Source organism: Bradyrhizobium lablabi, from assembly GCF_018129385.1.
GTDB classification, from domain to species: domain Bacteria; phylum Pseudomonadota; class Alphaproteobacteria; order Rhizobiales; family Xanthobacteraceae; genus Bradyrhizobium; species Bradyrhizobium lablabi_C.
Genome location: NZ_JAFCLN010000009.1, coordinates 132184 through 151536, shown reverse-complemented (window position 1 = coordinate 151536; position 19353 = coordinate 132184). Strand labels below are relative to the sequence as shown.

Genomic DNA, 19353 nt, shown 5'->3' with positions numbered 1-19353 from the left:
TATGCTGACGAGAAAAATCTTCCTGACCGCCGCGCTCGCCGCCGGCATTGCCGCTTTTTCCGCTCCGGCGTTCGCCCAGTCGAACGTTGCCGAGGGCAAGAAGCTCGCCTTCGACCGCGGCAAGGGCAATTGCCTGGTCTGCCACGTCATCAAGGGCGGCGAATATCCCGGCACGCTCGGGCCGGAGCTGGTCGACATCAAGAGCAAGTATCCCAAGCGCGAGGAGCTCGTCGCCATCATCTATGATGAGACCAAGCGCAATCCGCTGACCGTGATGCCTCCGTTCGGACGCAACCGCATCCTGAACGCCAAGGAAATCGACGCGATCGTGGACTTTTTGCAAACCCTTTGAGATGCCCGGAGAGATTTGGATGACAACCAATAACCACCAGTTCTCGCGCCGCCTGATCCTGCAAGGTGCAGGCGCGGTCGCGCTGATCGGGCTCGGCAATTTCGGCCTTGCGCCGGCGCTTGCGGCCGCCAACGACAAGTACCCGGAAGAGGCCTTCAAGGCGAAGAACGAAGCCGACGCCATCAAGGCGCTCTACGGCAAGGCGCCCGAAGCCTCCGACAAGGTCAAACTGGATGCGCCTGAAATCGCCGAGAACGGCGCGGTGGTTCCAGTGTCGGTCTCGACCTCGCTTTCCGACGTGACTTCGATCTCGTTCCTGGTGGCCGAGAACCCGGTGGCGCTGGTGGCGTCGTACAAGATACCGGCCGGCACCATGCCGGCCATCGCCAACCGCATCAAGATGGCGAAGACCAGCAATGTGATCGTCGTCGTCGAAGCCGGCGGCAAGCTCTACAGCGCCGCCAAGGAAGTCAAAGTCACCGTCGGCGGCTGCGGCGGCTAAACCAATAAGGAAATCGCAAGATGGCATCGACCATTCGCGTGCGCGCCACCTCAAAGGACGACATCACCGAAGTGCAGGCGCTGATCCAGCACCCGATGGATTCCGGCTTCGTCAAGGATTCCAAGGGCGAGATCATTCCGCCGCACTTCATCCAAAAGCTGACCTTCGAGCTTGACGGCAAGACGGTGTTCGCCGCCGATTGGGGCGGGGGCATCTCGAAAGATCCCTACATCAAGTTCTCGTTCAAGGGCGGCAAGAAAGGCGACGAACTGAAAGTGAGCTGGTCCGACAACAAGGGCGCCAGCGACCAGACCACGGCGAAGATCGGATGATGACATTGCGCGCCGCCATCCGCTTTGGCTTTTCCGCGCTGGCGCTGGCTGCGCTGGCTGTTTCGCTGCCCGCGCTCGCCGCCGACAAGATCGATCCCGTTGCCGACGCCAAGGCGTTCAAAAAATTCTTCTACGAAAAATTTCCAAAACTGAAGCCGGAAGATTTCGTCAACGGGCCCTATTCGATGGACGAGGGCCTGCACAAGCAATGGGTCGAGAAGGAAGAATTCCCGCCTTACGAATTCGCCGTCGATCTCGGCAAGGAGATGTTCACAAAGCCGTTCAAGAACGGCAAGACCTATGAGGACTGTTTCCCGAACAAGGGCATCGGCATCCGCCAGAACTATCCTCTCTTCGACGAGAAGCAGGGCAAGGTCGTCACGCTCGAGCTGGCGCTCAACCAATGCCGCGAGGCCAATGGCGAGGCACCCTACAACTATGTGCGCGACGAGATGGCGGCGCTCACGGCCTATATGGCCTTCACCTCGCGCGGCAAGCCGATGGACATCAAGATCCCGGACGATCCGCGCGCGCTGGAGGCGTATCAAATGGGCAAGGAATATTTCTACACCCGCCGCGGCCAGCTCAATTTTGCCTGCTCTACCTGCCACGTGCAGAGCCCGGGCGAGCGCGTGCGCACCGAGGTGCTGGCGCCCGCGCTCGGCATCATGAATGCGATGCCGATCTACCGTTCGGAATGGAACAGCATGGGCACCACCAGCCGCCGCTTCGTCACCTGCAACAGCCAGACGCGCGGCGTGCCGCTGACCCCGCAGGACGACGAATACCGCAATGTCGAGTACTACCTCTCCTATGTCGCCAACGGCCTGCCGATCTCCGGCCCGGGAGCGCGGCCATGAGCATGCATAGAATCGTGCTCACGGCACTGTTCCTGCTCGCCGGCACGGCTGTTGCGCTCGCGGCATCCGAAGCCGACTACAAGGCCGCCTACGCCGCAGCAGACGCCGCCAACAAGGAGGCCGGCGCGCTGAGGAACCAATGGACCACGACAGCGTCAATGCTTGCGGCTTCGAAGAAGGCGGCCGACGCCGGCGACTTCGACAAGGCGGTGGACGCGGCCAGGGAAGCCGAAGAGTTGGCAAAGGCCTCGATCTACCAGGCGAAATCAGAGAAAGAACTCTGGAAGGACATGGAAATACGCTAGAGCATGATCTTCGCGCAAACGCTTCGCGTTTGTCGCGGGAAAGCCTGCCCCGCATCTGGCGCGGGGTGGCAACCGGTTTTCCGACAAAGTCATACTCAAACATAATGGCCTGTTTCGTTCGCTCAGAAGACAACACATGACCATCCGGCGCAGGGATTTTCTCAAGGCTACAGGCGCCGCTACCCTATCGGCTGGGTTCCCGCGCCTCGCCCGCGGCGCCGACAACGCCAGCGTCTACGACATCGAACGGTTCGGCGACGCGCGCATCCTGCACATCACGGACACCCATGCGCAGCTCAGGCCGGTGTTCTTCCGCGAGCCCAGCGTCAATCTCGGCATCGGCGCGATGGCAGGCAATCCGCCGCATCTGGTCGGCAAAGCCTTTCTCGACCGCTTTGGCATACGCCCCGACAGCGCCGATGCCTACGCCTTCACCTGCCTGGAATTCGAAAAGGCGGCGGGCCGTTTCGGCAAGCTCGGCGGCTTCGCGCATCTGAAGACCCTGATCGACCGGCTGCGCGGCGACGTCGGCATCAATCGCTCGATGCTGCTCGATGGCGGTGATCTCTGGCAGGGCACCGGCCTTTCCAACGAGATGCAGGGCGCCGACATGGTGGAAGCCGCCAATTTGCTCGGCATCGAGGCGATGACCGGCCATTGGGAATTCACCTATGGCGAGAAGGCGCTGCGCGACAACCTCGCCCGCTTCAAGGGCGAGTTCCTGGCGCAGAACGTGTTCCTCACGGAAGAAGCCGCCTTCAACGATGCCAAGGCGTTCGATCCGGCGTCGGGCCGCGTCTTCAAGCCCAACATCATCAAGGAGATCGGCGGCTACCGCATCGCCGTGATCGGCCAAGCCTTTCCCTATGTGCCGATCGCGCACCCCAAGCGTTTCACGCCGGACTGGAAGTTCGGCATCCGCGACGAAGAATTGCAAAAGCTGGTCGATGGACTGCGCGGCAAGGACAAGGTCGATGCGGTGATCCTGCTGTCGCATAACGGCATGGATGTCGACCTCAAGCTCGCCAGCCGCGTCACCGGCATCGACGTGATCCTGGGCGGCCACACCCATGACGCCGTGCCGCAACCGATCGCAGTAAGAAATGCGGGCGGCGTTACGCTCGTCACCAATGCCGGCTCGAACGGGAAATTCCTTGGCGTGCTCGACCTTGATCTATCCAAAGGCAAGGTTGCCGATGTGCGCTACCGCCTGCTGCCGGTATTTTCGGAGCTATTGAAGCCGGATGCCGCGATGGCGGCGCAGATCGACAAGACGCGCGGCGCGCAGGCAATGGCCTGGAGCGAGAAGATCGGCACCGCCGACCGCCTGCTCTACCGCCGCGGCAATTTCAGCGGCACCATGGACCTGTTGATTTGCGACGCGCTCCGCGAAGAGCTCGACGCCGAGATCGCGCTGTCGCCGGGCTTTCGCTGGGGCACCACCGCGCTCGCCGGCCAGCCGCTGACGATGGAAGATGTGTTGGCGCAGACCGCCGTCACCTATCCCGCCACCTATGTGCAGCGCATGACCGGCGGCCAGATCAAGGACATCCTCGAAGATGTCTGCGACAACCTCTTCAATGCTGATCCCTATTACCAGCAGGGCGGCGACATGGTTCGCACCGGCGGGCTGCTCTACACCTGCGCGCCGGCCGAGAGCGTCGGCCACCGCATCTCCGACCTGAAACTGGAAAGCGGTCACAGGCTCGAAGCGGGCAAGCACTACAAGGTGGCGGGATGGGCATCGGTCAACGAGCAGACCGGCGCTCCGGTGTGGGACGTGGTCGCAAAGCATCTGCGCTCGGGCAAGCCGCCGAACCGTCAGCCGTCGGGCGTCACCATCAAGGGCGTCGACGACAATCCGGGCATCGCAGGACAGGGATGAGCCACCTTCTCGCACATCCGCGCGCCGCGATCGCAGCGCTGCTGCTGATGCCCTCGCTCGCCGCGGCCCAGCAGATCCCGCTTCAGGACAAGCCGTTTGCCGAGCACAAGATCGTGCTACAGCTTTCCGACAACGACCCGAAAAAGCAGGGCCTCGTGATCTCGGTCGCCAATAATCTGATGAAATACTACGACCCGGACAAGGTGGCGATCGAGGTGGTGGCCTTCGGCCCCGGCATCGATTTGCTCAAGCCCGATAACCCGAACCGCAAGGCGGTCGAAAGCATCGTGGCCCAGGGCGTGCGCGTCGACATCTGCCTCAACACCGTCGACACGATCGAGCGCGACACCGGCAAGCGCCCGGAATTTTTGTCCGTGGCAACGCCGGTGCAGGTTGGCGTCGCGCAAATCCTGCATCTGACCGAAAACGGCTATACGCTGGTGAAGCCGTAACCCCGCCACGCCCGTCATTGCGAGCCAACGGGTCGCGCGAATGCGCGCCCGATGACAGGCTCCGCGAAGCAATCCAGCTTTGCCGCAGCAAGAAAGCTGGATGCTTCGTCGCTTGGCTCCTCGCAATCTCGAAATCGAGAGGTCCGCTCGCGAAAAGCGGCGCAACGACGCGACAGAACGCACCTTAGCGTGAGAAGGAAAGGTTTGAGAACACGGTCGGAATAGAATATTATTGCCCTGATACTTCATCAGGAAGCAAATCCTGCCATGATCTTCCGTCAGCTATTCGACAGCGTCTCCGGCACCTATTCCTATCTGCTGGCGAGCCGGGCCGGCGGCGAGGCGCTGATCCTCGATCCCGTGCTGGAAAAGGCCGACCGCTATTGCCAGTTGCTGCGCGAGCTCGATCTGAAACTGGTCAAGGCGGTGGATACGCATCTGCATGCCGACCACGTCACCGGCCTCGGTGAACTGCGCGACCGCACCCACTGCATCACCATCATGGGCGAGCAGAGCAAGGCCGACGTGGTCTCGATGCGCGTCTCCGACGGCGACCGGGTGACGATCGAAGGCCTTGCGCTCGACGTGATGTACACGCCCGGCCACACCGACGATTCCTACAGCTACCTGATGGGCGACCGCGTCTTCACCGGCGATACGCTGTTGATCCGCGGCACCGGCCGCACCGATTTCCAGAACGGCAGCGCCCGCGCGCAATACGATTCGATCTTCAACCGGCTGCTGAAGCTCCCGGATGAGACCATGGTCTTCCCAGCCCATGACTACAAGGGCGACACCGTCTCCACCATCGGCGAGGAGAAGCGCTTCAATCCGCGGCTACAGGTGAAATCGGTCGACGATTACGTCGAGCTGATGGGCAAGCTCAACCTGCCGAATCCAAAGCTGATGGACGTGGTGATCCCGGCCAACATGCATGTCGGCCTGCATCAGGACGAACTCGCCAAGGAAGGCCTTGCCCTGAGCGCGCGCGATGCGATCGCAAGCCTCGGCCGCCCCGACATTCTGCTGGTCGACCTGCGCGAGAGCGGCGAGCGCATCAAGCACGGCATGCTCTCCGGCGCGCTGCATGCGCCTTATCCAAGCATCGACGAAAGTCTGCGCCCCGGCGGCATGCTGCGCGAAGTCGCCGCCGCCACCGGCCGCCGCGTCGTGTTCTTCTGCGCCTTCGGCGAGCGCTCCGCGATGGCGGTGCGGGCCGCCAAGGAAGCGGGGCTTGCCAACACTGTCCATATTGAAGGCGGCATCGACGCCTGGAAAAAGGCCGGCGGGCCGGTGGTGCAGGGGTAAGCAATCCCGTCGTCCCTGCGAACGCAGGGACCCATACGCCGCGGCGCTGTTGTTAGAGCAGGATGGTTGACGGCTTCGCTTCAACAATCGCCGCCAGTGGTTATGGGTCCCTGCGTTCGCAGGGACGACGACGGAGTTTACTTCACCACCCGCCTCAACTCCCTCGTCAGCGCCTCCAGCGCATCGGCCAGCAGCACGCCGCCGCATTCCGTCATCCGTCCCGGGATCACGATGCGCTTGTCGCGCGGATAGAACCGCTCCAGCGCCGGGTGCAGCAAAAACGCGCTGCCGTCGTCCTCGGCGCGCTCGCCGGCATCGGAGACCACCAGGAAATCCGGCTGGAGCTGCACGATCTGCTCCAGCGAGGCAAAGCCGCCAAAATCGACGCCGAGCTCGCCGGCCGCATTCGCCAGCCCCGCCTCGGCCAGGATCGCGCCGACAAAACTGTCGCGGCCCGGCACCCAGCCGCGGCGCGAGACCGGCAGCACGCGAAAATGCTTGCCGCCCGCCGCCTTGCGCGCTTCCGCAATCGCCGCATCGAGCCGGGCGATTTCGGCGGTGGCGCGCTCGGGATGTCCCGCGATATTGCCCATCTCGCGGATCTGATCGCGCACCTCGGCAAGCGTGCGCGGCACCGGCAGTTCGATCAGGTTGACGCCGTTGGCCTTGAGAATCTCGCGGGTCGATCGCTTGTCGAACTGGCTTGCGGTGACGACATCGGGCTTCAGCACCAGGATGTCCTCGGCGCCGCCAGACAGGATCGGGAATTTTCGCGCGCCTTCGACCCAGCCCAGACGCCCATCACGCGCAAAGCGGCTCAAGCCGATAACCTGCGCAGGGTCCGCCAGCGCCAGCAGGTTCTGGTCGGTACAGATGTTCATCGACACGATGCGCGGTGCCGCCGCTTGCGATGCACCGGCGGTCAGCGCCAACGTGACGATGGCAAGCAGCGCCCGTCTCATCGGCTTTCCGTCCACGGCACGATGACAGCCTCGCGCTGGTACTCCGCGCGATAGGCGCTGATGCGGAATACGTTTGCCATCACCTCTTCCGACAGCGCCTCCGCAGGAGCGCCCTGCGAGGCCAGCTGCCCGTCCGAGAGCACCAGCACATGGTCGGCAAAGCGCGCGGCAAGGCCAAGGTCATGCGTCACCACGATCACCAGCACGTCGCCATCGGCGGCGGCGCGCAGATTCTTCATGACGTCGAGTTGGTGCCGCGGGTCGAGCGAAGCCGTCGGCTCGTCCGCCAGGATCACCGGCGCCTCCACCGCGAGCACGCGGGCCAGCGCAACGCGGCTGCGTTCACCGCCGGAGAGTTGGGTGACGAGGCGATCCGAAAACGCCACCACGTCGGTCGCCAGCATGGCGCGCAGCACCACCTCGGCATCCCTGGGCGACAAGCGCGCCGGATCGGTGACGCCATGCGGATAGCGACCGAGCGCGACGATGTCGCGCGCCGGCAGCGGCCAGTGCACGATGTGACCCTGCGGCAGATAGGCAAAGCGTTTTGCCCGCTCGCGCAGCGGCAGCGACGACAGCGCTTCGCCGCCGACCTGGATCGCGCCTTCGGACGGAATGAGGCCCGCGAGCGCGCGCAGCAGCGTGGTCTTGCCGGCGCCATTCGGCCCAACCAGCGCAACCAGATGACCCGAGGACAGCGACAGCGAGACATCGCTGAGCACAATGCGGCCACCCAACGCCACGTTCAGATTTTTCGCCGTGAGCATCGTCATATCACGCCTCCGCCGAGTGCGCGGCGTTCGCGCATGATCAGATAGAGGAAGAACGGCACGCCGATGATCGAGGTCAGCACGCCGACCTTGATATCTGATGTCGATGGGATGATGCGCACCGCGATATCGGCGGCGAGTAATAGTGCGCTACCCGCCAGCGCACTCGGGATCAACAGCCGCGCCGGATCGTGTCCGATCAGCGGCCGCATCAGATGCGGCGCGACGAGGCCAATGAAGCCGATGGTGCCGGTCACCGCCACCGCGCCGCCGACGCCGAGCGCGACGCCGAGGATCACCGCGAGCCGCAGCCGGGCGACATCGACGCCGAGGCTCTGCGCGGTCTCCTCGCCAAGGCTGAGCGCGCGAAATGCGCTGCGCTGACTGAAAAGAATAATCGCGCCCAGCACGATGAACGGCAGCGCCAGCGCCACGTGCTGAAAGCTGCGGTCCTCGAGCGAGCCGAGCAGCCAGAACGCGATCTCCAGCACCACGAACGGATTTTGCGATAGGTTCATCACCAGCGCGGTCGCCGCTCCCGCAAAGCTCGAGATCGCCAGCCCAGACAGAATCAGGATCAGCAAGCCCGCATTGCGTCCGGCAATCGACAGCAGCACGAATACCGAGCCGAAGGCCGCCGCGATCGCCGCGACCGGCAGCGCGTAGGAGCGCACATCGGCAAGGCCGAACGCGATCACCACCACCGCGCCGAACGCCGCCGATTGCGGCGCACCGAACAGCGAGGGCGAGGCCAGCGGATTGCGCAGCAGCCCCTGCAACGCCGCGCCCGATAGTCCCAGGATCGCGCCGATCGCCAGCCCCAAAATCGTCCGCGGCAGGCGGATCTCGCGCACGATCACCTGCGACACGTCGCTGCCGCCGCCGAACAGCGCCTCCGTCACCGCGAGCGGCGACAGCCGCACCGGCCCGATCCCGAGCGAGACCAGCGCTAGCAGCACGACGAGCGCGGCCATGGCGGCGGTCACGCCGAGGCGGCGGCGCGCGGCGATGTCGGCCGCCGGCATCACGCTCTCAACGCTCATCGATCATCCTGTTGCAGGAAAGTCGCTTCATCGAAGAATCTCATGGCAATGAATGGGGCCGGGCACAAGCAAGCCCGAACAAAAGGCGTACCCGCATTGACTCCGGTTCCGCCACCCTTCTTAGATGATCGTGACGGTTCCTTGATTGGGATCAAAAGGGAATGCGGTGCGGGGCGTTAGCCCCAATGCCGCGGCTGCCCCCGCAACTGTAAGCGGCGAATCCTTCGCCATATGCCACTGGGAATCTCGGTCCCGGGAAGGCGGTGAAGGGTAGCGACCCGCGAGCCAGGAGACCTGCCGTCAACCGTGGTCACACGCGAAGATGTCGGTCGGGGAGTACAGACATTAGCTTCGCCGGAGCTTTTGACAAAGCGATGGTGGGCCCTGGTTCGCTGTGACGTGCCACTGACGTCATGCCGAGGCCCGAACCATGTCTGCCACATCAAAACCCGCAAAGCGGCGCCGCCCGTTTCTGCTAGCCACCTCCATTCTCGCGCTCAGTAGTCCGATCGCCTGGGCGCAAACACCGCCGACGACCCTGCCACCGGTCGAGGTCAGCCCGCCCACCGATCAGAACAAGACCCGCGCCAGGCCGCTGGACAGCGACGGCGGCGGCGCGACGCGCCCGGCACGAACCGCGCGGCCTTCGCGCGGCGCCGGCACCGGAACCGCCGACGGAGTAAGCACCGGCGCAGGGACCGGCGACGGCAGTGGCACCGGCGGCGGCGGCCGCCAGTTCAACGGCATCGTCGGCGCGTCCTCGACCGTGATCACCGCCGCAGACATCGCCCATTCGCCGTCGAACAATCTGCCCGACATTCTCGGCCAGGTGCCCGGCGTGCAGCTCACCACGCTGTATGGCGTCCCGGCCAACGGGGCCAAGACTTCGGTCGACCTGCGCGGCTTCGGTGCTTTTGCGACGTCGAACACGCTGATCCTGATCAACGGCCGCCGGCTCAACGACGTCGACATGGCGCAGGTCGATCTGTCGACCATTCCGCTGCCTTCGATCGAGCGCATCGAGATCACCCGCGGCAACAGCGGCGCGGTGCTCTATGGCGATAACGCGGTGGGCGGCGTCATCAACATCGTGCTGAAGAACGGCGTCGGCGGCCCGCCGGCCGCGATCCGCGCCGAGGCCGGCGTCGGCTCGTTCAACACGCGGCTCGGCAATCTCTCGGTGTCCACCAATCAAGGGCCGTGGTCGACCTCGTTCTACGGCTATGCCATCAAGTCCGACGGCTATCGCCAGAACAACGCGCTCGACCAGCGGAGCGGCGTCGGCAACCTCAACTACACGACGCATGATCTGAAGGCGTTCCTCACCGTCACCGGCGACGATCAGAAACTCGGCTTTCCGGGCGGACGGCTGGTCGATCCGAACATCGGGCTCAATGAGCTCGCCACCAATCGCAGGGGCGCCGCAACCCCGTTCGATTACGGCAACCAGCAGGGCAAGAGCGCCACAGCCGGCTTCACCAAGACCATCATCGAGGGCGTCGACCTGATCGTCGATGGCGGCGTGCGCAACAAGAAGAGCCAGGGCGCATTCTTCGGCACCGACCCGCTGCCGAGCTTTGCCTCGACCTATGTCGACGCCGACCTGACGACCTGGTCGATCACCCCGCGCCTGAGCGTCAAGAATGTGATCTTCGGTCTGCCGTCGCAAATTCTGACCGGCATCGATTATTACAGCGCGGACTTCGACCAGAGCCGCGGGGCATTCAAGGGTTTTGTCCCGGACCATGTCTACAATCTGTCGCAACAATCGCTGGCCGGATACTGGCAGCAGACGATCGGCCTGTTGCCGACGACCGACTTCGCCTACGGCGGCAGGATTCAAAATACCTGGCTGAACGCCCGGGATCGCTACGATCCCTTCGCGCCCGGCTGTGTCAGTTTCTTCAATTGCGGCGCCCAGGCCCTTCCGCTCGACCAGAGCGAAACCAACTACGCGCTGCATGTCGGCATCGAGCATCGCTTCACCGACGTGTTCTCGGTGTTCGGCCGCGCCGCACACGCGTTCCGCACGCCGAACGTCGAGGAACGAGTGGCCTCGGGTCCGGCGTTCGACGAATTCTTTAATCCGATCCCCGGCGACTTCAGGCTGAAGACGCAGACTTCCTGGGATGTCGAGGGCGGCTTCCGCGTCAAGACCAACCGCTTCCAGGCGCAGGCCAGCATCTACAACATGGACCTCGAGAACGAGATCCATTTCATTCCGGCGCTGTTCTTCAACGTCAACCTCGACCCGACCCGCCGCTACGGCGCGGAGGCCAGTTCGTCGCTGCGCGTCAGCGATACCGTCACCTTCCGCAGCGGCATGGCCTACACCCGCGCGGTCTTCCGCGAAGGACCGTTCGCCGGCAGCGACGTGCCGCTGGTCTCCCGCTACACCGGCAGCGCCGGCGTCACCTGGAACATCTGGCAGAACTATCTGGTGCTGGACGGCACGCTGCGGGCCTGGAGCTCCCGCTTCATGGACAACGACCAGGCCAATCAGCGCAGCACAATCCCGGCGAATGCCACCATCGATCTCAAGCTGAGCGGCGCCTACCAGAACTTCTTCTGGTCGTTCGCCGTCAACAATCTGCTCGATGCGCTCTATTACGACTATGCGATCCAGAGCTCCTTCACGCCGGGCCGCTTCTCGGCCTATCCGCTGCCGGGCCGCAGCTATCTGTTGAAGGCGGGCGTGACGTTCTAGCTCGGGACAGCCGGCCCGAAAGCCCTTCGGACCGGCTTGTTCCCGTCCATCCAAACGGTATTCTTCCGGCACCATGCCGGGAGAACGCCTTTTTATGCCTTGCGCGTCCTGCGGAGAGCCGCGGCCATGACGCCGGCCGCAGCGACGCTTGCGCTGTTGCGGCAGGCGATGGCCGATCCCGACACGCAATGGAGCCTCGGCACGTTCGGGGCGATCGCCGAATTCTCGCGCGATGAGGATGAGCCGGCGCGGTTAAGCATGACGGCAAACGTCCTCTCCGCGGTCACCGGGCGCGGCGGCATCGCGATCCGGCCCGATGCGGCGATCCGCCCGTTCGCCTCCGAGGGCATCACCAAGACCGGATGGAGTCAGCGGGTCGCGCTGTGCCTGCCGCAAGATGCTTGCGCGATGAGCCGCCGCTCGGCGCTGACCGAGATCGGGCCGGATCGCGACGCGCTGCGCGAAGAAGACCGTGACGGGCTGCTGTTCGATCTCGGCCTTGACGCGTTGCAAGCCGATTTCTGTGTCCGCATCGACAACGAGGAAACCGCCGCGCAATTGCGTGCGCATGCCGGCCGCCCGGTGTTCGAGCCCGGCAATCCCGCGATGGGCATCATCCTGCACGCCAATCCGCATCGCGTTTTCATCAGCCGCATTGGCCGCATCGAGGTCTATCAGCCGATCCCGCCGCCGTCAGGCAAGAGCCCGGACGGCCCGCACACCCATGTGCTGCCAAAACTGCTCAGGAGCGGCCGGACGCATCCGGCGACCGAGCCGATTCCGACGGGCTGGATTCCCTGCGCGCATATCTATCCACCCCATCCCGCGCGCAACGGGTTGGGCGAGCCGCACCCGTTCGATCCGGGCCGTCATGTCGCCTTCCAGCAGGTGATGGCATTATGCGGCGATCCCGAAATTGTCGCGATCAAGCAGCGCGCATTGGAAGCGGTGGCCGCCGGCGAGCCGCCGCCGGGCACGGCGGTAGATCGTCACCGCCGCACCGGAATCCGCATCGCGTTGCGGCAAATGAAGGCTGAGGGACAGACGTCGTCGGCCCTGAGCGCATGGCTTGCACACCTCGATCAAGGTATTATCGACGACAATGACGACGAGGCCCTCCAGCACGGCTAGGGCATGATCCGGACCCGCAGGGCCCCGCTAGTGCAAAGCGGGCACCGGTTTTCCGGATCATGCTCAAACGAAGATGGGAGGGGCGCGAGGAGACCAGGATGGGTTGGATTGGCAGGAAGAAGAGCGAACCTCCGAAGAGCGAGGACGACAAGCTGAAGAAGCCGTCGCCGCCGAAGCGGGCCGACGATGACGACTACGAGGACGGCGACTTCGTTTCGCCGAAGCGCGACCGCTACGGCAATGACGACGAGCCGTTGTAGCTGAACCTCTAGTCGCCGGGGCAACGGGCATGCAGAAGGTGAGCTGGGCGCAAGTGGGAAAGGTGACCGAACCCGGCCGCTACATGTTCAGGTTCGGCTTCGTGATCGTCACCGCGGATGATCTTGCGATCTGGCAAAAATTTCCCGACGCCGCGTTCACGCTGATCCCGACGTTCTCCGCGGGCCCGCAGGAGGAATACAAGCTCGGCGCGTTCGATGTGTCGGGCGGTGGTGGATAATCGTAGGGTGGGTTAGCGAAGCGTAACCCACCGCTTTGGAAGAAGAATGGCGGGTTACGCCTTCGGCTAGCCCACCCTACGGATCCCAACTCTCAATCTCGCGAATACTCTTCAAATCCAGCAGATGCGCGCCAAACCCGCCGCGCGCCAGTTTCGTTGCTGCCGCGGGCGATGCCAGCATCAAGGCAAACGTCGTCCCCAACGGCACAGCACTGTACCAATCGTGCGAGAGCGGCGTCAGCTCTTCGACACTCCCCGCATAGGGCCCGCTATGATCCAGCAGCCGCCCAAACTCCCGCGCGACCGCGCGCCGCGATCCGCCGCGCGAGGCGAACCCCAGCAGTGCCTGCATCGAAAGATGCGTGAGCACACGCTCGCGCCCTTCCGGCAACGCCTCCGGCTCCTCGCCGAGCGACACCCGCAGCAGCAGCGTGACGAGATCGACGCCGGAAACAAAGGCGTTGAACGGCTCGACCAGCCGCGGGTTGCAGTCGATCAAGAGCGGCGCCGTGCCGTCATCCGGCATGATGTAGTCGACGGACAATCCGCCGTGCCAGCCAAGCTCGGCGCCGAGCTTTTCCAGATCGCCGCGCACCACGGGCCGGCGCACGCTCTCCTTGATCGCCTCGCCGCCGCCGATGCCGGGCGCGACCTGCCGAAACGCATGGAAGCCGAGCAGCCGGCCGCGGCAAAACACCGACTGCGCCTTTTCGGTGGTGCCCGCGATCATGTCCTGCACCAGCACCTCGTCCGCAAACCCGCCGCCGGCTTCCAACTCGTGCAGCGCGCTCGCCAGCTCGCTCTCATTGTGCACGAAGCGGATGCCGCGGCTGGCGGTGCCGACCGACGTCTTCACCACCGCCGGAAAGCGCGTCGCACCGCGCGGTTCGCTCTGCGATTTCAAAATCCTGGTCGGCGGCTGCGGCAGGTCGAGGCGATCAAGCAGGCGGCTGAAACCCGCCTTGCTGTGCGCCATGCGATAGCTCTCGAACGACGGCAGCGCGAACGCGATCTTTCCGGCAAGGCGCTCCTGCACCCGCGCAAACAAAAATCCCTGCTCATGCGTCGGCAGCAGCACGTCGAAGCGCCCGCTCGCGATCAGGCCCTCGACAAAGGCGAGGAATCCGGCGGGATCGGTCCGCAAGCCCGGACAGCGGTGAAATTTGCGGACGAAGCGCGAGTAGCGCGCCAGGCACCATGGCGAGGGATCGCAGACCTCCACATGATGGCCCGCCAGCCCCAAAATGGTGACAGCCTCACGGCCCGAGGTCGACGAACCCTCGGGGATCAGGATGCGGAGCTGTTGTGCGGGATCGATCATGTGGCTCCAAACCTGATCACCCGAGAGCGTGGTTTGAATATTGGCCCGTGCCGTCGGGAAACAGGATCGTCCAGATTTCATAACCAGTGAAGCTGAAAACTTCGAACCTTGTCGTTTCGCTGAAGATTAGGATCAAGTCCGCCGTTTCACGATCAAATCGCACGTGGCTGCACACTTTTCTTTTCAGCAGGCGGGATACCTGTTCTTTCGCGTTGATTGGCGCGGGGAGTCCGTACTTCTGTTGATGATCAAAGCTGCTCAGCACGACACGCCCGTCCTGAATCAATCGCCAATACGCAGTTTTCAGTGTCGTACCGTCCGCAAATGACACGATCACTGACGCGGTTCCGTGTGCGTCAGGAATATCGTCGGCCGCAACCGACATGTTAATATTTTGCAGTCGAGCCAGATTCATCTCGAAGGAATTTGTCACCGCTGTTCCTGTCTTCCGCGTATCTCTTGTAATCTAACAGACTTTGCCATGGCCCGCCCCCAAGGGGGTCTCCCAGCTCCGAGGGGCCAAAAAGGAGGCAGCCATGCAGCGCCGTTCATGGACAAATAACCCCTCTGGCCGATAGTTTCGGCCTCGTTTCGAGGGCCCTGCCGGGCGGTTTTCAACCGGGTTTTCAATCAGATATGGTCGACGTACTGGCCACGCCGCAACACGCGAAAGCCGATGGCGCGATCCGCACGCTGACGGCGGTTTCGGTCGCGCACTGGCTGAGCCATTTCCACATCTTCACGCTGCCGATGCTGTTGCCGTTCCTGAAGCAACAGCTCGGCGTCGGCTATATCGAGCTCGGCTTTGCGCTGACGGTGTTCGGCCTGGTCTCGGCCCTGACTCAGGCGCCGATCGGCTATCTCGCCGACCATATCGGCGCGCGCAAGGTGCTGCTCGCGGGCCTTTGTCTGGGCGGCTTGTCGCTGATCCTGCTCGGCCTGAATCTGTCCTACAATTCGCTCATCCTCTGCGCGGCGCTGCTCGGTCTTGCCAACAGCGTCTATCACCCCGCCGATTACGCGATCCTGTCGACCCATATGGACGAGGCGCGGATGGGCCGCGCGTTCTCGGTGCACACCTTTGCGGGCTTCCTCGGCGGCGCGGTGGCGCCCGCGATCATCGCAGGCCTGGTCGCGACCATCGGCGGCCTCGGCGCGCTGATGGTGGCAGGTGCGCTCGGGCCGATCGTGGCGTTGCTGATGGTGGCGATGAGCCTGCCGGATGCCAGCAAGGCCGATCGCCATGCGGGCGGTGCGGCTGCGCAGAAGCAGAACATCATCACGCCTGCCATCATCATGCTGACGATCTTCTTCATGCTGCTCGGCCTCTCCAACGCCGGCATCAGCAATTTTGGCGTGGTTGCGCTGATGAGCGGCTATGGCGTGCCATTCGCCACCGCCAACATGGCGCTGACGGCCTTTCTCGGCGCCAGCGCGATCGGCGTGCTGGCCGGTGGTTTTCTCGCCGACCGCACCCAGCGCCATGGCCAGGTCGCCGCGGCCTGCTTTGCGATCAATGCCGGCCTCATTCTCGTCATCGCGATCTTCACGCTGCCCCCGGTGCTGCTGACCGCGTTGATGACATCAGCCGGATTCCTCAGCGGTCTGATCGCGCCCTCGCGCGACATGCTGGTGCGCGATGCCGCGCCGCCCGGCGCAGCCGGCCGCGCCTTCGGCATCGTCTCCACCGGCTTCAATTTTTCCGGCATTCTGGCGCCGCTGCTGTTCGGTTGGATCATGGACCAGCACATGCCGCACTGGGTGTTCGGCGCTTCCGTCGCCTTCATGCTGCTGACCGTGCTGCTGGCGCTGGTGACGGACCGCAAGCCGCGCACTGCCGCAGCCGCGCCTGACGCCAGGCAGCTCGATCAGGGCTGACGCATCGAACGCCGTCTCCGAGCGCACTTCAGCGTGGCGCGAGCGAGACCGGCCCTGGTGCAGGCGAAGGACGGGGCGCCGAGGATGCCGATGGCTTTGGCGGCGCGGGTTTGGGCTGCGGCGCAACCGCGGCCGCGGGCTGAACCGGAGCGGGCGGCGGCGACGACACCTTCTGCCTGATATCCTCGTCGATCGCCTGTAGCGCCGCGATGTTCTTGGCCATCTGTTCCTGGTTGAAGGCGAGCTGTTCGACGCTGCGCCGCACGATCTCAAGACTGGACGCCAGCGGTTCAAGCTGCACGGTCGGAATCGCAGGGGCTGCGGCGACCGGCTTTGGCCTGGCAGCGGGCGCCAACCAGGCCAGCTCCGGCGCGCGCGCCGCGAGCGTCTCCCTCGCCGTATCGCCGTAGGCCTGCCAGCCAAGCGTGGCGCCGACGCCGATCAGAACCGCAATCGCGAAGCGGGTCACCGCACGAAACATTCGCCTGCCGATCGACCGGGGGCGTGGCGGAGGCAGCGGATGGATCGACGCGGTCGTGGACCGCCGGCCGAACCGCGGTTCGCTGCGGTCCTCATGGCCGTGCGAAAATCCGCGGGGCGAATTTTTGGGTGAATTTTCCTGGGTATTATCCGCAAGCGGCGGGCTTTGTGAGTAAAGCATGGCTACCTCTATTGGCGTTTCATCCCCATCGTCTCCGATGGGCTCATCCGGTTTTGACCGAACGGCGGCAGACGCGCAGCAACCCTGCGGCGATTCCGAGATCGGCGCACGAGAGGTCGTCGCAGTGGCGAAAATGTCTCACACGGCAGGTCACGCCGCGGCGCGGACCTTCGAATCCATCAGCGCCGCCCGCCGGAGCTCTTCCGGATCCCGCTCACCCGTGGAAGCACAGGCCAGGATGTTCATGGCAAGCGCCGTGCGATTGTAAGCCGTCCGCAAATTCGCGGGCAGCGCCTGCATCACCTCATCCAGGATCGTTCCGAACAAGGACAGCTCTTCGGGATAGTAGACAGAACATTCATCGGGCAACATGACGCTTTCCCCTGGTTATCGTCCATTATTGCCGCGCCGCTGATTTTAGATTTGTTGAGGGGTTTGTTCCTGTCAGGGCGGAAAAATGGCCACCCCGGCGTCGTCTGTTGACGGAAGGTTGGCAGCGCCGAACCGACCCTCAAGGGCCGAACGCATCCCAGAACCTCATTCCCGGACGTTGACGGTGCGCGGCCATGCCTCATGATACCGGCAACAAAATTACCACCCGGGATGAGACGCCATGACCGACAGTCCAGACCTCGTGATCCGCGGCGGCAATATTGCCGATGGCAAGGGCGGCGACCTCTATGAGGCCGATGTCGCCATCACCGGCGGCCGCATCAGCGAGGTCGGAAAAGTCTCGGCAAAGGGCAAGGAAGAGATCGACGCCAAAGGCAAGCTGGTCACGCCCGGCTTTGTCGACGTGCACACCCATTATGACGGGCAGGTCACCTGGAGCCAGGACATCACGCCCTCCTCGCAGAACGGAGTCACCACCGCGATCATGGGCAATTGCGGCGTCGGCTTCGCGCCGTGCAGGCCTTCCGATCACCGCCGGCTGATCGAATTGATGGAAGGCGTCGAGGATATTCCCGAGCCGGTCCTGAGCGCCGGCATTCCTTGGGAATGGGAGAGTTTTCCGGATTACATGAACTGGTTGTCGAAGCGGAATTTCGACATGGACATCGGCGCGCAACTGCCGCATGCGGCGCTGCGCGTCTATGTGATGGGCGAGCGCGGTGCGCGCCGTGATCCCTCCACGGCTGACGACAACAAGGCGATGGCGCAGCTCGCGGGCGAGGCGGTGCGCGCCGGCGCGCTCGGCTTCTCGACCTCGCGCACGCTCAACCACCGCACCTCGACCGGCGATTTCACGCCGACGCTGAAGGCCGGCGAGGATGAGCTGACCGCGATCGCCGCGGCGATGCACGGCCAGGGCCGCAGCGTGCTGCAATTCGTGCTGGATCTTTCCACCATCCACGAAGACCTGCCGATGATGCTGCGGGTCGCCGAGAACACCAGATGCCCGATCTCGTTCTCGATCACCCAGAACGACCGCGCGCCGCGGCGCTGGCGCCAGACGCTGGACGAGATCAACGCGGCAAGCGCGCGCGGACTGTCGATCACCGCGCAGATCGCCGCGCGCCCGGTCGGGCTGCTGCTCGGCCTCGAACTGTCGCGCAATCCCTTCCAGACCCATCCGAGCTACCGCGCCATCGCAACGCTGCCGCTGGCCGAGCGCCTCGCCAAATTGCGTCAGCCCGAAGTGCGCGCCGCGATCCTGGCCGAAGAGCCGCACGCGACCGACGATCCGCTGTTCTTCCGGCCGAACTACGACAAGATGTACCTGCTCGGTAATCCCCCGGACTACGAGCAACCGCCGGAGAACGCGCTCGGCGCGCAAGCGCGCCGCCAGGGCCGGAAGCCGGAAGAGCTCGCCTATGACGCCATGCTCTCGGACGAGGGCCGCGGCATGCTCTATGTGCCGTTCCTCAATTATGCCGACGGCAATCTCGATGCTACGCGCGAAATGCTGACTGATCCGAATTCCGTGCCGGGCCTTTCCGACGGCGGCGCGCATTGCGGCATCATCTGCGACGCCAGTTTTCCGACCTATCTGCTGACGCACTGGACGCGCGACCGCAAACGCGGCGAAAAACTGTCGATCCCGTTCGTGGTCGCGGTGCAGTCGCGCAAGACCGCGCTCTCGGTCGGCCTCTACGATCGCGGCGTGATCGCCCCGGGCTTCAAGGCCGACGTCAACGTGATCGATTACGACCGCCTGCATTTGCATCCGCCAAAGGTGCACTACGATCTGCCGGTCGGCGGCCGCCGCCTGATGCAGCAGGTCGACGGCTACGACGCCACCATCATCTCCGGTGTCGTCACGCGGCGCGGCGGTCAGGCCACCGGCGCCAGGCCGGGCCGCCTCGTGCGCGGCGCGCAGGGCGAACGGCAATTTGGCGCGGCGGCGGGCTAACGGGCCTGCATCCTTCGAGACGCGGCGCAAGC

At 64.3% G+C, this 19353-nt stretch carries 21 protein-coding genes and 1 riboswitch; of the genes, 14 read left to right on the top strand and 7 right to left on the bottom strand.

Translation table 11 applies throughout. From position 1 onward, the window contains the following. Position 1: 1 nt before the first annotated feature. The 8 genes from soxX (at position 2) to JQ628_RS18760 (ending at position 5996) form a co-directional block, all read left to right on the top strand. Positions 2–352: a sulfur oxidation c-type cytochrome SoxX gene (gene soxX, locus JQ628_RS18795; RefSeq protein ID WP_212224529.1), complete on the top strand. Its 351-nt coding sequence runs from the start codon at positions 2–4 to the stop codon at positions 350–352. 19 nt (positions 353–371) lie between these two features. Further along, on the top strand, positions 372–854 hold the full coding sequence (gene soxY, locus JQ628_RS18790) for a thiosulfate oxidation carrier protein SoxY (protein WP_212224395.1): 483 nt from the start codon (positions 372–374) through the stop codon (positions 852–854). A 20-nt stretch (positions 855–874) separates the two neighbouring features. Next, positions 875–1186, top strand: coding sequence for a thiosulfate oxidation carrier complex protein SoxZ (gene soxZ, locus JQ628_RS18785; protein WP_212224394.1), 312 nt, complete (start codon positions 875–877; stop codon positions 1184–1186). Beyond that, positions 1183–2046, top strand: coding sequence for a sulfur oxidation c-type cytochrome SoxA (gene soxA / locus JQ628_RS18780; RefSeq protein WP_433996144.1), 864 nt, complete (start codon positions 1183–1185; stop codon positions 2044–2046). Before soxZ ends, soxA begins: the two co-directional genes overlap by 4 nt. A gap of 2 nt (positions 2047–2048) precedes the next feature. Beyond that, on the top strand, positions 2049–2351 hold the full coding sequence (locus tag JQ628_RS18775) for a hypothetical protein (RefSeq protein ID WP_212224527.1): 303 nt from the start codon (positions 2049–2051) through the stop codon (positions 2349–2351). Positions 2352–2487: 136 nt separating this feature from the next. Then, positions 2488–4236 (top strand): thiosulfohydrolase SoxB, encoded by a 1749-nt coding sequence (soxB, locus tag JQ628_RS18770; protein WP_212224392.1) that lies wholly within the window; start codon positions 2488–2490, stop codon positions 4234–4236. Beyond that, entirely contained in the window at positions 4233–4688 is a 456-nt protein-coding gene (locus JQ628_RS18765) for a hypothetical protein (protein ID WP_212224390.1), read from the top strand. Before soxB ends, JQ628_RS18765 begins: the two co-directional genes overlap by 4 nt. A 267-nt stretch (positions 4689–4955) precedes the next feature. Beyond that, the gene (locus JQ628_RS18760) at positions 4956–5996 is read left to right on the top strand and encodes an MBL fold metallo-hydrolase (protein ID WP_212224389.1); all 1041 of its coding nucleotides are present in this window, start codon (positions 4956–4958) and stop codon (positions 5994–5996) included. Between the two features lie 137 nt (positions 5997–6133). Here JQ628_RS18760 and JQ628_RS18755 read toward each other — a convergent pair whose 3' ends face one another. Genes JQ628_RS18755 through JQ628_RS18745 form a run of 3 tightly spaced genes read right to left on the bottom strand, consistent with a single transcriptional unit; the run spans position 6134 to position 8771 of the window. Then, positions 6134–6958 (bottom strand): ABC transporter substrate-binding protein, encoded by an 825-nt coding sequence (locus JQ628_RS18755; RefSeq protein WP_212224388.1) that lies wholly within the window; start codon positions 6956–6958, stop codon positions 6134–6136. After that, positions 6955–7731 carry an ABC transporter ATP-binding protein gene (locus JQ628_RS18750; protein WP_212224387.1) on the bottom strand — a complete coding sequence of 259 codons (777 nt, stop codon included), beginning with the start codon at positions 7729–7731 and terminating at the stop codon, positions 6955–6957. Before JQ628_RS18750 ends, JQ628_RS18755 begins: the two co-directional genes overlap by 4 nt. Further along, on the bottom strand, positions 7728–8771 hold the full coding sequence (locus tag JQ628_RS18745; protein WP_212224386.1) for a FecCD family ABC transporter permease: 1044 nt from the start codon (positions 8769–8771) through the stop codon (positions 7728–7730). Before JQ628_RS18745 ends, JQ628_RS18750 begins: the two co-directional genes overlap by 4 nt. A gap of 117 nt (positions 8772–8888) precedes the next feature. Continuing rightward, positions 8889–9087, top strand: a riboswitch (cobalamin riboswitch). A 114-nt stretch (positions 9088–9201) separates the two neighbouring features. Between JQ628_RS18745 and JQ628_RS18740 the strand changes: the two genes are divergently transcribed. The 4 genes from JQ628_RS18740 (at position 9202) to JQ628_RS18725 (ending at position 13108) form a co-directional block, all read left to right on the top strand. Further along, the gene (locus tag JQ628_RS18740; RefSeq protein WP_212224385.1) at positions 9202–11478 is read left to right on the top strand and encodes a TonB-dependent receptor; all 2277 of its coding nucleotides are present in this window, start codon (positions 9202–9204) and stop codon (positions 11476–11478) included. A 126-nt stretch (positions 11479–11604) separates the two neighbouring features. Then, on the top strand, positions 11605–12609 hold the full coding sequence (locus JQ628_RS18735; RefSeq protein WP_212224384.1) for a DUF6925 family protein: 1005 nt from the start codon (positions 11605–11607) through the stop codon (positions 12607–12609). A 98-nt stretch (positions 12610–12707) separates the two neighbouring features. Further along, complete coding sequence (locus tag JQ628_RS18730; protein WP_212224383.1) at positions 12708–12869, top strand: hypothetical protein; 162 nt, start codon at positions 12708–12710, stop codon at positions 12867–12869. A 29-nt stretch (positions 12870–12898) separates the two neighbouring features. Continuing rightward, positions 12899–13108 (top strand): hypothetical protein, encoded by a 210-nt coding sequence (locus JQ628_RS18725; protein ID WP_212224382.1) that lies wholly within the window; start codon positions 12899–12901, stop codon positions 13106–13108. A gap of 76 nt (positions 13109–13184) precedes the next feature. Here the strand turns inward: JQ628_RS18725 and JQ628_RS18720 are convergent, their stop codons facing one another. Together JQ628_RS18720 and JQ628_RS18715 are read right to left on the bottom strand one after the other, a co-directional pair. Continuing rightward, positions 13185–14429, bottom strand: a complete 1245-nt coding sequence (locus tag JQ628_RS18720) for an ATP-grasp domain-containing protein (RefSeq protein WP_212224381.1) — start codon at positions 14427–14429, stop codon at positions 13185–13187. 16 nt (positions 14430–14445) lie between these two features. After that, the gene (locus JQ628_RS18715) at positions 14446–14862 is read right to left on the bottom strand and encodes a hypothetical protein (RefSeq protein WP_212224380.1); all 417 of its coding nucleotides are present in this window, start codon (positions 14860–14862) and stop codon (positions 14446–14448) included. A gap of 203 nt (positions 14863–15065) precedes the next feature. Here JQ628_RS18715 and JQ628_RS18710 point away from each other — a divergent pair, with 203 nt between their 5' ends. Continuing rightward, entirely contained in the window at positions 15066–16307 is a 1242-nt protein-coding gene (locus tag JQ628_RS18710) for an MFS transporter (RefSeq protein WP_212224379.1), read from the top strand. Between the two features lie 28 nt (positions 16308–16335). On the opposite strand, the gene JQ628_RS18705 is transcribed toward JQ628_RS18710, so the two are convergent. Next, entirely contained in the window at positions 16336–16788 is a 453-nt protein-coding gene (locus JQ628_RS18705; protein ID WP_212224378.1) for a hypothetical protein, read from the bottom strand. A gap of 330 nt (positions 16789–17118) precedes the next feature. Then, positions 17119–17340: a hypothetical protein gene (locus JQ628_RS18700; protein ID WP_212224377.1), complete on the bottom strand. Its 222-nt coding sequence runs from the start codon at positions 17338–17340 to the stop codon at positions 17119–17121. 241 nt (positions 17341–17581) lie between these two features. Here JQ628_RS18700 and JQ628_RS18695 point away from each other — a divergent pair, with 241 nt between their 5' ends. Continuing rightward, the gene (locus JQ628_RS18695; RefSeq protein ID WP_212224375.1) at positions 17582–19321 is read left to right on the top strand and encodes an N-acyl-D-amino-acid deacylase family protein; all 1740 of its coding nucleotides are present in this window, start codon (positions 17582–17584) and stop codon (positions 19319–19321) included. Positions 19322–19353: the final 32 nt, after the last annotated feature.